The organism is Frankia sp. CeTa3Moorea (assembly GCF_978021225.1).
The window spans coordinates 1-14,323 of the sequence record NZ_CDXDOR010000047.1; the positions used below are offsets into that span (position 1 = coordinate 1).

The following is a 14,323-nucleotide window of genomic DNA, read 5'->3' on the forward strand; positions in this document are numbered from 1 at the left end:
GCCGACGGCGTGGGGCTGGCGGCGGCGGGGGAGGGCACCGAGGTCGGGGTCGTGCTCGACGCGACCCCCTTCTACGCCGAGAGTGGCGGCCAGGAGCCCGACCTCGGTCGGCTGCGCTTCGACGGCGGCGAGGTCGAGGTGCTCGACGTCCAGCGGCCCGTGCCCGACCTGGTCCTGCACCGGGTGCGGGTGCTCGGCGGCGAGCTGCGGCTTGGCGCGGAGGTGTTCGCGGAGGTGGATGCCGATCGTCGCCGCGCGGTCTCCCGGTCGCACACCGCCACCCATCTCGTGCACACCGCGTTCCGTCGCGCGCTGGGCGAGGGCGCGACCCAGGCCGGTTCGCTGAACTCCCCGGGCCGGCTGCGGTTTGACTTCCACGCCCTTGGCGCGGTGCCGCCGTCGGTGCTCGCCGACGTCGAGGACGAGATCAACGAGGTCGCCCTGCGTGACCTGCCGGTGCGGGCCTTCGTGACCACGCAGGAGGAGGCCCGCCGGCTCGGCGCGATGGCGCTGTTCGGCGAGAAGTACGGGGACGCCGTGCGGGTCGTCGATGTGGGCGACTACGCCCGCGAGCTGTGCGGTGGCACGCACGTCGCGAGCTCCGCGCAGCTCGGCGCGGTGAAGCTGCTGTCGGAGGCGTCGATCTCCGCGGGCACCCGCCGGGTCGAGGGGCTGGTTGGCCTCGACGCCTTCCGCTACCTGGCGCGCGAGCATCTCCTGGTGTCGCAGCTGTCCACCGCGCTGAAGGCCCGTCCGGACGAGCTGGTGGACCGGGTCACCGACATCGTCGGCCGGCTGCGCGACGCCGAGCGGGAGCTGGAACGACTGCGGGCCGCCGCGGTGCTCGCCGGGGCCGGGGCGCTGGCCGAGGGTGCCGAGGAGGTGGCTGGCGTCGCCGTGGTCACCGCCGAGGTGCCCGCCGGCACCGCCCCCGACGACGTGCGGCTGCTGGCGCTGGACGTGCGTGGGCGGCTGGCCGGGCGGCCCGCCGTCGTCGCCGTGGCCAAGGCCGACGGGTCGTCGATCGTCGTGGTGACCGACGACGCCGCGCGCGGCCGGGGGCTGCGCGCCGGTGACCTGGTGCGGCAGTCCTGGGCGAGCCTGGGTGGCAAGGGCGGCGGCAAGCCGGACGTGGCCCAGGGTGGCGGGGGGGACCCACAGCTGGTGCCGGCGGTGTTTGCCAGGCTGCGGGGGCTGGTGGCCGAGCACGCCTCGCGGTGAGCGGCTCGGGCTTCCGGCCCGGGGATTCTCGGCCCGGGGATTCTCGGCCCGGGGTGCGGATCGGGGTCGACGTCGGCTCGGTGCGGGTCGGGGTCGCCGCTAGCGACCCCGGCGGCGTGCTCGCGGTTCCGGTGACTACCCTGGCCAGGGATAGACGGGGCAATGCGGACATCGATCAGCTTGTCCTCATCGTCCGGGAGCGGCAGGCTGTAGAGGTCGTGGTCGGCCTGCCCAGACAGATGTCCGGGCAGGAAGGCCGGGCGGTCCGGCTGGTGCGGCAGTACGCCGAGGTACTCGCCGAGCGGATCGCACCCGTCCCCGTGCGTTTTGTGGACGAGCGGCTCACCACGGTTGCGGCTCATCGCAGGATGGCCGAGCGTGGCGTTCGTTCGCGTGCCCGCCGGAGTCTCGTGGATCAGGAGGCAGCCGTGCAGATCCTGCAGCACGACCTGGACAGCCGCCGGGGGAGCGGCGCGCCTGGCGCGATCGGGTGTGCCGCCCCGGTCACGGGTCCGGACGGCGTGGTCCGGGCTCCGGGAGACGACCCCCGGGCCCCGGGCGGTGCCGTCCCGCCGTCGGGCGAGAGGTGACCGGCGGCGACCTCGACGAGATACTCGACGAGGACCCCTACTCGCGTCGCCGTCGGGCCCGCCAGCGCGATGATCGTTACCTGGATGATCGTTACCCGGCTGATCGCTACGCCGACGATCAGTACCCGGACGACCGTGCCGGGGTCGGCTGGGACCACCGCGCCTGGGACGACGGCGGCGGCTGGGACGAGCCCGATCCCGACGGCGGCCGGCGCGGTCGCGCGCTGCCGAAGCTCATCGCGGTGCTCGTCGTGGTCGCCGCCCTGCTGGGACTGGGGATCTACGGCGTGGGGAAGGTCGTCGGGCACATCTCGACCGGCGAGCCCGCCGACTACTCCGGCTCCGGTGAGGGCATCGCGGTGGTCCAGATCCCGGCCGGGGCGAGCACTCGCGAGATCGCCGGGGAGCTGCACGACGCGAACGTGACCGCGAGTGTCGCCGCGTTTGTCAAGGCCGCCGCCGCGAACCCGAAGTCGCTGGGCATCCAGCCGGGCACCTACCGTCTGCACACCAGGATGAGCGCCGCCGCGGCGCTCGAGGCCCTGCTCGACCCGGCCTCGTCCGCGCCGTTCAAGTTCGTCATCAAGGAGGGCATGACCGTCCGTGAGGTCCTCACGGCACTGCATGAACGCCTCCCGGGCACGTCGATGGCGGGCCTGGAGGCGATCGCGAAGAACCCCACCCAGCTGGGCCTGCCGTCCTACGCGCCGCCGAACCTGCTGGAGGGCTATCTTTTCCCGTCCACCTACGACCTCGTGCCCGGGGCCACGCCCGAGCAGCTGCTGCGCTCCTTCGTCGACCGCTTCAAGCGGGAGACCGCGGCGATCGATCTGGAGGGCAGGGCCGCCGCGATCGGGGTCCTGCCGAAGGACATCGTCACCATCGCCTCGATCATCGAGAAGGAGGTGGCCAACCGCGACGAGGGTCCGAAGGTGGCCCGGGTGATCTACAATCGGCTCAAGGACACGTCGGGGAGATTCGGCCGGCTCGACATGGACTCGACCACCCGCTACGCCACGGACGGGTACGAGGGGCCGTTGACCAGGGAACAACTCTCCCAGAACAACCCGTACAACACACGGGCCGTGAAAGGGTTGCCGCCGGGCGCAATCTCCAACCCCGGCGTCTGGGCGCTGCGGTCGGCGCTGGAACCGGCCGACGGATCGTGGTTTTATTTCGTCTCCATGCCGCAGAGCAAGGTGACGGTCTTCGCCACCACGGAGCGGGAGTGGGAGCAGGCAGAGGCCCAGTACCGGCGTGAAGGGGGCCGTGAGTAGTGCGAGGGAAGCCGCGAGCATGAGGCCGCGAGTATGAGGAGGGCCCGGTAGTGCCGGAGATCGTTCCCGCCGGCACGGCCCCGGCCCGCAGCCGGCCCCCTGAGTGCCATCGTCGGCCCGTGGAACCGTCGGCGACCGTCGCGGCTACCGCGTCGCCGTCGAGCCCTGCCCGCGCCGCCGTGCTCGGGGCACCGGTGGGCCATTCGCTCTCCCCGGTGCTGCATGCCGCCGCCTACGCCAGGCTCGGTCTCGCGGTGACGTACACCGCCGTGCACTGCGACGAGACCGGGCTCGCCGCGATACTCACCCGGGTCCGCACGGATCCGGACTGGGTCGGGCTGTCCCTGACCATGCCGCTCAAGACCGTCGCGCTCGACCTGCTCGACGAGGTGGACGCGACGGCGGCGGTCATCGGCGCCGTCAACACGGTCGTCGTCGGGCCCGCCGGTCGGTTGCGTGGCTACAACACCGACGTGGACGGCATCAGCATGGCGCTGCGCCGGGTGATGCGCGGCGCGGTCCCGTGCCAGCCGCTCGTACTCGGTGCCGGTGGCACGGCCCGCGCCGCGGTCGCGGCGGTTGCCGCGGCGGGCTGCACCCGCCTCGGCGTCGTCGCCCGCCGGCCCGCCGCCGTGGCGGAGGTGGCGGAGATCGGGTCGCGGCTGGGCGTCGAGGTCACCGCGCTGCCCTGGGATCTGCTGGCCGCGGGCCTGCCTGCCGGCCCGGATCTGGTCATCTCCACCACGCCCGCCGGCGCGACCGACGGGCTCGCCACCAGACCGTGGTCGCCAGCCTGTCAGCTCGTAGAACTGCTCTATCATCCCTGGCCCACGGCGCTGGCCGCCGCGGCCTACCGGGCCGGTGCCCGGGTCGCAGGTGGCCTGGAGATCCTCGCCGCCCAGGCCGTGGGGCAGGTCGAGCACTTCACCGGGCAGGTGGTTCCCGCCAGCGTTCTGCTGGCCGCGGGCCAGGCCGCGCTGGACGAGCGGGCGCAGGCGGACAGGCCCCCGGCGGTGCCGGCGGTGGAGGTCGGCGTGCCGGCCGGCCATGGTTTCGCGGGGAGCGGTCCCCGCGGCCGCGGCGGACCTGCCGGCGGGTAGCGGTGCCGGGAGTGGTGCCGGGCGGCGCGCTCAGCATGTTGATCGCCCTTCCGGCGCTCGCCGCCTTGCCGTTCGGTCGCCGGGTCGTGGCCGGCGTGCCGGCAGTGCCCGGGGAGGCCCCGCACCGGGAGGTGCCCGGGGCGGTGGCGCTCGGTGCCGTGACGGTGCTGGTCGCCACGGCCGTGACCGTCGCCCTGCACGATCATCCGAGCTGGTTGCCGGCCTACGTGTACCTGGCGGTCGTCGGGGTCTGGCTGGCCGTGATCGATCTTCGGGTGCACCGCCTGCCCGACCATCTGGTACTGCCGTCCTACCCGGTGCTTGCCGGGCTGTTCGGCCTCGCCGCGCTGGTCACCGCCGAGCCCGACCGTCTGCTGCGCGCCGGGGTGGCGGCCGCCGCCGTCTGGATGATCTTCCTGGGGGTGCATTGCCTGCCGAGGGCGGGACTCGGGCGCGGCGATGTCAAGGTGTCCGGCCTGCTGGGCGGTGCGCTGGGCTGGCTCGGCTGGCCGAGTGTGGTGTTCGGGCTGTTCGCCGGCGTCGTCCTCGGGGGGCTCTGGGTAAGCGCGCTGCTGGTGGCGGGCCGGGTCGGCCGGCATGACCGCATCGCCTACGGTCCCTTTCTGCTTGCCGGGACGCTGCTCGCCGTCCTCGGCCGCGCCGGCTGATCTCGGTTGTTCTACTTGATCAATATTATTTTGTTTAATCCCAATCATCCTATTTGATCCTGATAGTTCCGTTTGATTCCGGTCGTCCTGCCTGATCGCGGTCGTGACCTGGGCGGTGAGCGTGAAAGACTGGAGTCATGGTGCGTTGGCTGACGGCGGGGGAGTCCCATGGTCCCGCCCTGGTGGCGACGGTCGAGGGGCTGCCCGCCGGGATCCGGATAACCAGTTTCGACATCTCCGCCGAGCTGGCCCGCCGCCGGCTCGGGCACGGTCGCGGCGCGCGGATGAGCTTCGAGCGTGACGAGGTCGAGCTGCTCGGCGGAGTCCGCCACGGCGTCACTCTCGGCGGCCCGGTCAGCGTGGTCGTCCGCAACACCGAGTGGCCCAAGTGGGAGCGGGTCATGTCGCCCGACCCGGTCGATCCGGCGGCGCTGGCGGGCCTGAGCCGCGCAGCCCCGCTGACCCGGCCCCGGCCCGGCCACGCCGATCTCGCCGGCATGCAGAAGTACGGGTTCGACGACGCCCGGCCCGTGCTGGAGCGCGCCAGCGCCCGGGAGACCGCCGCGCGGGTCGCGCTCGGCACCGCGGCCAAGGCGCTGCTGCGGCAGGCATACGGCATCGAGGTGATCTCGCACGTCGTCGCGATCGGCGCGGTCGAGGTGCCCCCGGGGGTGCCCGCCCCGACGTCGCTGGCGGCGGTGGATGCGGACCCGGTCCGCTGTGCCGACCAGGCGACCAGCGTGCGGATGGTCGCCGAGATCGACGCAGCCCACGCCGACGCGGACACCCTCGGCGGCATCGTCGAGGTGCTGGCGTATGGCTGCCCGCCCGGGCTCGGCAGCTACGTGCACGGCGACCGGCGCCTCGACGCCCGGATCGCGGGCGAGCTGATGGGCATTCAGGCGATCAAGGGCGTTGAGTTCGGGGACGGTTTCACCACCGCGCGGCGGCGGGGTTCCGTGGCGCACGACGAGATCGAGCCGGCCGGTGCCGGCGGCCGGCGGGTGCGGCGGGCGACTGCCCGGGCCGGCGGGGTCGAGGGCGGCATGACCACGGGTGAGCCGTTGCGCGTGCGGGTGGCGATGAAGCCGATCTCCTCGCTGACCAGGCCGTTGTCCACGGTGGACGTGTCCACTGGCGAGGCGGCGGTCGCGATCAACCAGCGGTCCGACGTGTGCGCGGTGCCCGCGGCCGGGGTGGTGACGGAGGCGATGGTCGCCCTCGTGCTCGCCGGCGCGGCGCTGGAGAAGTTCGGGGGGGACTCGGTGGAGGAGACCCGGCGCAATTACGAGGGGTACCTGAAGTCCCTGGTCATCCGCTGATCGGCGGCGGGAATCGGCAGGCGGCGAAGACAGAGGATCATCGTGGGGGAGCCGGCGACGGACGCGTGGGCGGGGCCGATGGCCTGGACGGGGCCGATGGTGGTGCTGGTCGGAGCGCCCGGAGCGGGGAAGACGACGGTGGGCACCCAACTGGCGCGGCGGTGGGGGGTGGGTTTCCGCGACACCGACGCCGACATCGAGGCGGCGCTCGGCACCACCGTCGCGGACATCTTTCTCGATCATGGTGAGGAGTACTTCCGGCTGGCCGAGCGCCGGGCGGTGGCGGCCGCGCTCGCGGATCATCGGGGGGTCCTGGCCCTTGGCGGGGGAGCGGTGCTCGACGCCGAGACCCGGACCCTGCTGGCCGGGCAGCGGGTCGTCTATCTTGAGGTGGGAGTTTCCGACGCGGTGCGGCGGGTGGGCCTCGCCCGGGACCGTCCACTGCTGGTCGAGGGGCCCCGCACGCGGCTCGCCGCCCTGCTCAGGGCACGCCGGCCGCTCTACGCCGAGGTGGCGACGGTGGTCATCGACACCGCGGGGCACGAGCCGGACGAGGTGACCGATCAGGTGGCGGCGGCACTGGGCCCGCTGCTCGCGGCGGGCAGCGGACCGGGCGAGGCGGCGGATGCCGCAGGGGGCAGCGAGGCGGCGGATGCCGCAGGGGGCAGACGGTGAGTATGCAGGTGAAGGCCTCCGACATCGTGCGGATCCCGGTACGGCCGGGCGGCGGGCGTCCCTACGACGTCGTGCTCGGGGCGGGCCTGCTCGGCGAGCTCGCCGAGGTCGTCGCCGGGCGGACCCGCGCCGCGGTGATCCATCCCGGGGCGTTGCGGGCCACCGCGGACGCCGTCGTCGCCGACCTGCGGGAGAACGCGGGCGTGGAGGCGCACGCCATCGAGGTGCCCGACGGCGAGGAGGCCAAGCAGCTGCGGATCGCCGGCTTCTGCTGGGACGTGCTCGGCCGGATCGGCTTTACCCGGGACGACGTGGTGATCGGCCTCGGCGGCGGCACCGTGACGGACCTGGCCGGGTTCGTCGCCGCGAGCTGGCTGCGCGGGGTGGACGTCGTCCAGGTGCCGACCACCGTGCTCGGCATGGTCGACGCGGCGGTCGGCGGGAAGACCGGCATCGACATCGACGCGGGCAAGAACCTGGTCGGGGCGTTCCACCAGCCGCTCGGCGTGCTGTGCGATCTGGCGGCGCTGGAGTCCCTGCCGGCCGTCGAGGTACGCGCCGGGCTCGCCGAGGTCGTCAAGACCGGTTTCATCGCCGACGCGGCGATCATCGATCTGCTCGACGCCGATCCGACCGGCGCCGCGCATCTGCCCGAGCTGATCGAGCGGTCCATCCGGGTCAAGGCCGAGGTGGTCTCCGGCGATCCGCGGGAGGACGGCCGGCGGGAGATCCTCAACTATGGTCACACCCTCGGTCATGCCATCGAGAAGGTCGAGCACTTCAGCTGGCGGCACGGCGCGGCGATCTCGGTGGGCATGGTGTTCGCGGCGGAGCTGTCCCGGCTTGTCGTCGGCCTCGACGATGCCACCGCCGACCGGCACCGCGAGCTGCTGACCCGCATCGGCCTGCCGGTGACCTACCGGGGCGACCGGTGGGCGGCGCTGCTCGACGCGATGCGGGTCGACAAGAAGGCACGGGGACGGCGGATGCGTTTCGTCGGCCTCGAGGCGCAGGGCCGCACCGTCATCCTGGACAATCCGGACGCTGGCCTGCTAATCGCGGCGTTCACCACCGTCGCCGAGGATCGGTAGACTCGTCGCGGCGGTTTGTAGGATCGCCGCCACGTCCGCGCCCGGTGTCCGCGCCCGGTGCGTTCGCCCGGTGGCGGGCCCGGAAGCGGCCTGAGGATGGGGAAGCGGCCTGGGATGGCCTGGGGAGAGAGCACCGCGGTCCTCGCACGAGGGTCCGGGTAATGACCACACCCGCCGTCGGCGTACGGCGATGGAAACGGAGAACGCGCGCAGTGGCGACCACCAACGACCTGAAGAACGGCATGACGCTCGACATCGACGGGGTGCTGTGGAACGTCGTCGGCTTCCAGCACGTCAAGCCGGGTAAGGGTGGGGCGTTCGTCCGCACGACCCTGAAGAACGTGCTCACCGGGAAAGTCGTCGACCGCACCTTCAACGCCGGGGTCAAGGTCGACGTCGCGACCGTCGACCGCCGCGAGATGACCTACCTCTACCGGGACGGTGCCGATTTCGTCTTCATGGACAGCGAGTCCTACGATCAGATCCCGATCCCGCCGGATGTCGTCGGCGGGACGGCCGACTACATGCTGGAGAACACCGTGGCCACCGTCGCGCTGCACGACGGCGCCCCGCTCTACGTCGAACTGCCGGCCAGCGTCGAGCTGACTATTTCGCAGACCGACCCGGGGGTGCAGGGCGATCGCTCGACCGGCGGGACGAAGCCGGCCACTCTGGAGACGGGCGCCACCATCAACGTGCCGCTGTTCATCACCAGCGGGGAAAAGGTCAAGGTCGACACGCGTGACGGCCGGTACCTGGGCCGGGTGACGAGCTGAGCGCCAGGTCCAAGGCCCGTAAACGGGCACTGGACATCCTCTACGAAGCGGACGTGCGCGCGAGCGCCGTGCCGGAGATCCTCGCTGCCCGGCTGGCCCAGTCCGATCCACCGGTGTCGGAATACGCCGTCGAGCTGGTCGAGGGGGTCATCGAGCACCGCGGGGAGATCGATGAGCGGATCGCCCGGTACGCCGAGGGTTGGACGTTGGAGCGGATGCCCCCGGTCGACCGCAACATTCTGCGGATCGCCGTGCTGGAACTGCTCTGGCGTCCCGACGTCCCGGATCGGGTCGCCATCGACGAAGCCGTGGAACTGGCGAAGAACCTCTCCACCCACCGGTCGCCGGCGTTCGTCAACGGGCTGCTCGCGAGTCTGGTCGAGGGGAAGAGCCCGGCCACCACGGCCGAGTCGACCGGACGAGGATCGGCGGTGGATTCCATTCCCGGCCAGCCGTCGTAGCGGCGGTCTACCGGGGTTGCCGGGTTGCCCGGTTACCCTGCTGCCAGGTTACCGGGAGGGAACCGGGATCGGCGTTCCCGGTACGTCGCCCAGGCGACGTACCGGGTCCTTCCCCGGATACGTGTGCCGCGGGTGGCGCGGATGCGAGCCGGCGGACTGTGGTACCGGTACCGCGGTACCGGTACCGCGGTACCGGAGCGAGGCTAGACGTCGGTCGCCGCGGCGTCCGCGCCCTGCTCCGGAGACAGCACGCCCCAAGAGACGAGCTGCTCGGTGAGCTTGCTCGGCGAGGTGTCGTAGATCACCGCGAGCGAGCGCAGGTCCTCGTACCGGATCGAGAGCACTCGGCCGTTGTAGTCGCCGCGCTGGCTCTGAATGGTCGCCGCGTACCGGGCGAGCGGACCGCCCTGCTCCTTGGGAACCTGGGAGAGACGCTCGAGGTCGAGAACGATCCGGGGAGACTGCTCCAGCGGAGCGACGGTGGAACCCTCGGGAAGAAGCTCCCCCACCGGAACGCCGTAGAATTCCGCGAGCTCGGAGAGGCGCTGCACGGTGACGGCGCGGTCCCCACGTTCGTAGGAACCCACGACGACGGCTTTCCACCGACCGTGCGACTTCTCTTCGACGCCATGAAGCGAGAGCCCCTGCTGGGTGCGTATCGCGCGCAGCCGAGCACCGAGCGCCTTCGCATAGTCGGACATCGGAGTGCCCACTCCTGTCGTGGTCGATCAGTTGGAACCGGGGCTCGTGCCGCCGGCGGTTACCGATAGTAGTGCCCGCCGGGTTGACGCTCGACACCCGGGGGGTCGTGTCGCCTCTTTCTTTGTACCACTTTCTGTAGCCCCCTGGTTGCGCTCTATGCCTGAGCGGTGGGAACTTCCGGGTGCCGCCACCGCTGTGGCGACGGCGTCGAACCCAGTGACAAGTAGTGACAACATGATGCTGCGTGGTTGGCCCGGCAATAACGTCCCGCGCTGTCCGGACCGGTGGGCGACCCGTCGTCGCGCTGGGCGCCAGGGGCGCCGGCGTCCGGAGGCGAGACCCTCACACGTCCTGAGGGCCCTGGTAACGTCGCTGGGACCACTCCTTTAAGGACCGTCCCGTGAGGCGGGGAAGGAGGGATGCCGCGTGGCTCCGGCTGCCGCGAGCGACCCCGCATCGCGCCGTCCCGGCACCGCCCGGGCAGTACTGTCCGCAGACGACATCACCCGGATCGTCAGCCGGATGGCGCATCAGATTCTCGAGAAGACCTCCGGTGGCGCCGGGGTCGTCCTGCTCGGAATACCCACCCGAGGGGTACCCCTCGCGCACCGGCTGGCACAGCGGGTGCAGGCCGTCGAGGGGGTGCGTCTCCCGGTTGGCTCCCTCGACCCGACCATGTACCGCGACGATCTGCGACTGCGCGGCGTGCGTCCCCTTGAGGTGACCGACATTCCCGAGGGTGGTGTCGACAGCCGCGTGGTGATCCTCGTCGACGACGTCCTCTACTCCGGGCGCACGGTGCGGGCGGCGCTGGACGCCCTGGCCGCCTACGGCCGGCCGCGTGCCGTCCAGCTCGCGGTCCTGGTCGACCGGGGCCATCGCGAGCTGCCGATCCGCGCCGACTACGTCGGGAAGAACATGCCGACCTCGCGCCGGGAGTCGGTGGCCGTCCGGCTGCGGGAGATCGACGGCGCCGACGGCGTACTGATCCTCTCGGCCGCCGGGGGGGACGTCGCCGACGGCGCGCCCCCCGGGAACCAGCCATGATCGGGGGGAGTGCCGTGCGGGGAGCACGAGCCGGGTTCGGGGGACGGGTGTGAACCGCCATCTCCTCTCGACCGAGGATCTCGACCGGGACGACGCGCTGCTGGTGCTGGACACCGCCGAACGGATGGCGCGGGTCGCCGAGGCGTCGGTGCGCAAACTGCCGACCCTGCGGGGCCGCACCGTCGTCAACCTGTTCTTCGAAGACTCCACCCGCACCCGCACGTCCTTCGAGGTAGCCGCCAAGAGACTGTCGGCCGATGTGATCAATTTTTCGGCGCGCGGGTCAAGCGTGTCGAAGGGCGAAAGCCTGAAGGACACGGCGCAGACCCTCGAGGCGATGGGCGCCGACGCCGTGGTCTGCCGGCATGCCGCGAGCGGCGCGCCGCACCGACTGGCCTCCTGGGTGCGCGGCAGCGTGGTGAACGCGGGAGACGGCACCCACGAGCACCCGACCCAGGCCCTGCTCGACGCCTTCACCATGCGCCGCCGGCTCGGCCGGATCGACGGCCTCGCCGTCACCATCGTCGGCGACGTGCTGCATTCCCGGGTAGCGCGATCGAACGTGTGGCTGCTCGCCACGCTGGGCGCGACGGTGACCGTCGTGGCCCCGCCGACGTTGTTGCCCCTCGGGATCTCCTCGTGGCCGGTCGAGGTGTCGTACGACCTCGACGCCGTGCTGCCCAAGAGCGACGTGGTGATGATGCTGCGGGTCCAGCGGGAGCGGATGTCCGCGGCCTTCTTCCCGACCGAACGGGAGTACAGCCGGCGCTATGGGCTGGATGCCGACCGGGCGGAGATGTTGCCCGGCCACGCCCTGGTGATGCATCCCGGCCCGATGGTACGCGGGATGGAGATCGCCTCCCGGGTCGCAGACTCCGCCCGGTCGACAGTCGTGGAACAGGTTGCGAACGGGGTGAGCGTGCGGATGGCCGTGCTGTACCTGCTGCTGGGTGGTTCCGGGGAGGTCTCATGACGACGCCCGCGGCGGAGACGCCGGGAGAGACGCCGGTGGGGACGCCGACGGGGACGCCGACGGGGACCTCCTGGGTCCTGCGGCGGGTCCGCCCGCTCGGCGGGGACCCTGTCGACGTCGTCCTCGCGGGCGGGGTGGTGGCCGCCTGGCGACCGGCCGGCTCCACGCACGCCGGGGCCGGGGGACTGCCCGCCGGCACCACCGTGCTGGGCACGGACGGGCTGATCCTGCTCCCCGGCCTGGTCGACCTGCACACTCACCTGCGGGAACCCGGCCGGGAGGACGCCGAGACGGTCGCCTCCGGCACCCGCGCCGCGGCCCTCGGTGGCTACACCACCGTGTTCGCGATGGCGAACACCAATCCGGTCGCCGACACCGCGGGGGTCGTCGAGCAGGTGTGGCGGCTCGGCCTGGATGCGGGTCACTGCGACGTCCGGCCGGTCGGCGCGGTCACCGTCGGGCTTGCCGGCGAGCGGCTCGCTGAACTCGGCGCCATGGCCTCCTCCGCGGCGGGCGTGCGGGTCTTCTCCGACGACGGGCACTGCGTGTCGGACGCGCTGCTCATGCGCCGGGCGCTGGAGTACGTCAAGGCGTTCGACGGGGTGATCGCCCAGCATGCGCAGGAACCGCGACTGACCGAGAACGCCCAGATGAACGAGGGCACGGTGGCCGCCCGGCTGGGGCTGCCGGGGTGGCCCGCGGTCGCCGAGGAGGCGATCATCGCCCGGGACGCGCTGCTGGCCGGGCACGTCGGCTCCCGGCTGCACGTCTGTCACGTCTCCACCGCCGGATCGGTGGAGATCATCCGGTGGGCCAAGGCGAAGGGCTGGAACGTCACCGCCGAGGTGACCCCGCACCACCTGCTGCTCACCGACGACCTGGTCTGCTCGTTCGACCCGGTCTACAAGGTCAACCCGCCGCTGCGCACCGCCGCCGACGTCGCCGCGCTGCGCGCCGGGCTCGCCGACGGCACGATCGACTGCGTCGCCACCGACCACGCCCCGCACGCGCTGGAGGACAAGGAGACGGAGTGGGCCGCCGCGCGTCCCGGCATGCTCGGTCTCGAGACGGCGCTGTCGGTGGTCATCGAGACGATGGTCATCCCGGGCCGGTTGGACTGGGCCGGGGTCGCCGAGCGGATGGCACTGGCCCCGGCGAGGATCGGTGGCCTGCCGCGAACCGCGACCGAGGTGTGGAGTTCCATAGCAGTGGGCGCGCCCGCGACCGTCACCCTGCTCGATCCGGCGCCGTGGCGGATGGTCGAGCCGGACGCGCTCGCCAGCCGCAGCCGCAACACGCCCTATGCGGGCCGGTCGCTGCCGGGAACGATCCGCGCCACGTTCCTGCGGGGACGGCCCACCGTGCTCGACGGGAAGATCGTATGATTGTTTCGCACGCCGTATCCCTGCAGGCCGCCGGGCCCGCCGTCGCCTTGGACCGGGCGCCGGACCGCCTGGGGCTGCACCTGCTTCTCCTGCTCGGTCTGTTGCTGGTGTTCGTCGCGGTGGTCGGTTCGATGCGACGGGCGTGGCGCAACCGGGCCGAGCGTCAGGAGGAGGACCTTCCCGAGCTGCCCGTCCCGCCGGCGGAACCGGGCACGGTGTTCGCCGCTCCGCTGCGCGGGATGTACCTCGGCACCGTCGACGCCGGGCACTGGCTGGAATGGATCGCCGCCCGCGGGCTGGGCGGGCGGGCCGGCGGCTACGTCAGCGTGTACGAGACCGGGGTGCGGGTGGACCGCCCCGGGGAGGCGTTCTGGATCCCGCGCGAGGCCGTCCGCGGTGCCCGGCTGGAGCGGGCGCACGCCGGCAAGGTTTCCGCTCCCGGGCGTCTGATCGTCATCGCGTGGTCGTTCGGCGGGCACGAGCTGGAGACCGGTTTCCGTGGCGAGGACCGCGCCCGCCAGCCCAAGGTCGTGCGCGCCGTCCACGACCTGATCGGCCCCCCGCCCGCGCATCTGGCACAGGGCGACGTCACCTCACCGCACGCGGTACCGCGGATCCGCCCGCGGATCCGCCCGCGGGCCATCGCGCCCGACCCCGGGACGGTGGGCCGGCCCGGGCAGCGACCGGGTTCCGGACAGCCGACCGAGGAGATGCCGGCGATCCGGACCGGCCCTCGGCTGCGTTCCCGGGGGGAGCGGGCCCAGGCCCGCGGCGAGCAGGCGGTGCCCGCCGACCGGCGGCCCTACGCGGAGCGGTGGCGCTCGGACCAGCGACTCCCCGATCGGCGACACCCGGATGAGGGTCACCCCGACCCGCGCCATCCCGATCAGCGGCCGGCGGATCCGGGATCGGGCCCCGGGTGGGTGCACCCGGGACAGCTTGATCAGTCTGACCCCGGCTGGTCGTCGGTCGACCCGTTGACCTCACCGCTCGGTGAGGTCAACAGGCTGAAGGAGGATCGGTGAGCACTCCCAC

General features: G+C 72.5%; 15 protein-coding genes. 14 read left to right on the top strand and 1 reads right to left on the bottom strand.

What is annotated here, in order from left to right; translation table 11 throughout:
• From AC08OV_RS10765 to nusB, 10 genes are all read left to right on the top strand, one after another.
• Positions 1–1,221 (top strand): alanine--tRNA ligase-related protein (locus AC08OV_RS10765; protein ID WP_476619615.1); only part of this gene is annotated, 1,221 nt, incomplete at its 5' end.
• Complete coding sequence (ruvX, locus tag AC08OV_RS10770; RefSeq protein WP_476614857.1) at positions 1,218–1,811, top strand: Holliday junction resolvase RuvX; 594 nt, start codon at positions 1,218–1,220, stop codon at positions 1,809–1,811. The genes AC08OV_RS10765 and ruvX, both read left to right, overlap by 4 nt.
• Positions 1,808–3,088, top strand: a complete 1,281-nt coding sequence (mltG, locus tag AC08OV_RS10775) for an endolytic transglycosylase MltG (protein ID WP_476614858.1) — start codon at positions 1,808–1,810, stop codon at positions 3,086–3,088. Before ruvX ends, mltG begins: the two co-directional genes overlap by 4 nt.
• Before the next feature lie 119 nt (positions 3,089–3,207).
• Positions 3,208–4,188 (top strand): shikimate dehydrogenase, encoded by a 981-nt coding sequence (locus AC08OV_RS10780; RefSeq protein WP_476619616.1) that lies wholly within the window; start codon positions 3,208–3,210, stop codon positions 4,186–4,188.
• Positions 4,189–4,223: 35 nt separating this feature from the next.
• Positions 4,224–4,856, top strand: a complete 633-nt coding sequence (locus tag AC08OV_RS10785; RefSeq protein ID WP_476614860.1) for a prepilin peptidase — start codon at positions 4,224–4,226, stop codon at positions 4,854–4,856.
• 137 nt (positions 4,857–4,993) lie between these two features.
• Positions 4,994–6,178 carry a chorismate synthase gene (gene aroC, locus AC08OV_RS10790; protein WP_476614861.1) on the top strand — a complete coding sequence of 395 codons (1,185 nt, stop codon included), beginning with the start codon at positions 4,994–4,996 and terminating at the stop codon, positions 6,176–6,178.
• A gap of 42 nt (positions 6,179–6,220) precedes the next feature.
• Positions 6,221–6,853, top strand: coding sequence for a shikimate kinase (locus tag AC08OV_RS10795; protein WP_476619617.1), 633 nt, complete (start codon positions 6,221–6,223; stop codon positions 6,851–6,853).
• A gap of 2 nt (positions 6,854–6,855) precedes the next feature.
• Complete coding sequence (gene aroB / locus AC08OV_RS10800) at positions 6,856–7,944, top strand: 3-dehydroquinate synthase (RefSeq protein WP_476615192.1); 1,089 nt, start codon at positions 6,856–6,858, stop codon at positions 7,942–7,944.
• A gap of 212 nt (positions 7,945–8,156) precedes the next feature.
• Entirely contained in the window at positions 8,157–8,720 is a 564-nt protein-coding gene (gene efp / locus AC08OV_RS10805; protein ID WP_011437591.1) for an elongation factor P, read from the top strand.
• The gene (gene nusB / locus AC08OV_RS10810) at positions 8,717–9,181 is read left to right on the top strand and encodes a transcription antitermination factor NusB (RefSeq protein WP_476615193.1); all 465 of its coding nucleotides are present in this window, start codon (positions 8,717–8,719) and stop codon (positions 9,179–9,181) included. Before efp ends, nusB begins: the two co-directional genes overlap by 4 nt.
• Positions 9,182–9,384: 203 nt before the next feature.
• On the opposite strand, the gene bldD is transcribed toward nusB, so the two are convergent.
• Positions 9,385–9,882, bottom strand: coding sequence for a transcriptional regulator BldD (bldD, locus tag AC08OV_RS10815; RefSeq protein WP_011437589.1), 498 nt, complete (start codon positions 9,880–9,882; stop codon positions 9,385–9,387).
• A 427-nt stretch (positions 9,883–10,309) separates the two neighbouring features.
• Here bldD and pyrR point away from each other — a divergent pair, with 427 nt between their 5' ends.
• From pyrR to AC08OV_RS10835, 4 genes are read left to right on the top strand one after another with little or no spacing between them, the layout of a single operon-like run.
• On the top strand, positions 10,310–10,930 hold the full coding sequence (pyrR, locus tag AC08OV_RS10820) for a bifunctional pyr operon transcriptional regulator/uracil phosphoribosyltransferase PyrR (RefSeq protein ID WP_476615189.1): 621 nt from the start codon (positions 10,310–10,312) through the stop codon (positions 10,928–10,930).
• A gap of 49 nt (positions 10,931–10,979) precedes the next feature.
• A complete protein-coding gene (locus AC08OV_RS10825) occupies positions 10,980–11,903 on the top strand; it encodes an aspartate carbamoyltransferase catalytic subunit (RefSeq protein WP_476615190.1) in 924 nt (307 codons plus the stop codon).
• Complete coding sequence (locus AC08OV_RS10830; RefSeq protein WP_476615191.1) at positions 11,900–13,288, top strand: dihydroorotase; 1,389 nt, start codon at positions 11,900–11,902, stop codon at positions 13,286–13,288. Before AC08OV_RS10825 ends, AC08OV_RS10830 begins: the two co-directional genes overlap by 4 nt.
• On the top strand, positions 13,285–14,313 hold the full coding sequence (locus AC08OV_RS10835) for a PH-like domain-containing protein (RefSeq protein ID WP_476619618.1): 1,029 nt from the start codon (positions 13,285–13,287) through the stop codon (positions 14,311–14,313). The genes AC08OV_RS10830 and AC08OV_RS10835 overlap by 4 nt, the downstream gene beginning before the upstream one ends.
• The last annotated feature ends 10 nt before the right edge of the window (positions 14,314–14,323 follow it).

Coding starts and splice junctions, on each gene's coding strand:
- bldD (WP_011437589.1), bottom strand. CDS start 9,882: ATGTCCGACTATGCGAAGGCGCTCGGTGCTCGGCTGCGCGCGATACGC.
- AC08OV_RS10785 (WP_476614860.1), top strand. CDS start 4,224: ATGTTGATCGCCCTTCCGGCGCTCGCCGCCTTGCCGTTCGGTCGCCGG.
- aroC (WP_476614861.1), top strand. CDS start 4,994: ATGGTGCGTTGGCTGACGGCGGGGGAGTCCCATGGTCCCGCCCTGGTG.
- aroB (WP_476615192.1), top strand. CDS start 6,856: ATGCAGGTGAAGGCCTCCGACATCGTGCGGATCCCGGTACGGCCGGGC.
- AC08OV_RS10830 (WP_476615191.1), top strand. CDS start 11,900: ATGACGACGCCCGCGGCGGAGACGCCGGGAGAGACGCCGGTGGGGACG.
- AC08OV_RS10835 (WP_476619618.1), top strand. CDS start 13,285: ATGATTGTTTCGCACGCCGTATCCCTGCAGGCCGCCGGGCCCGCCGTC.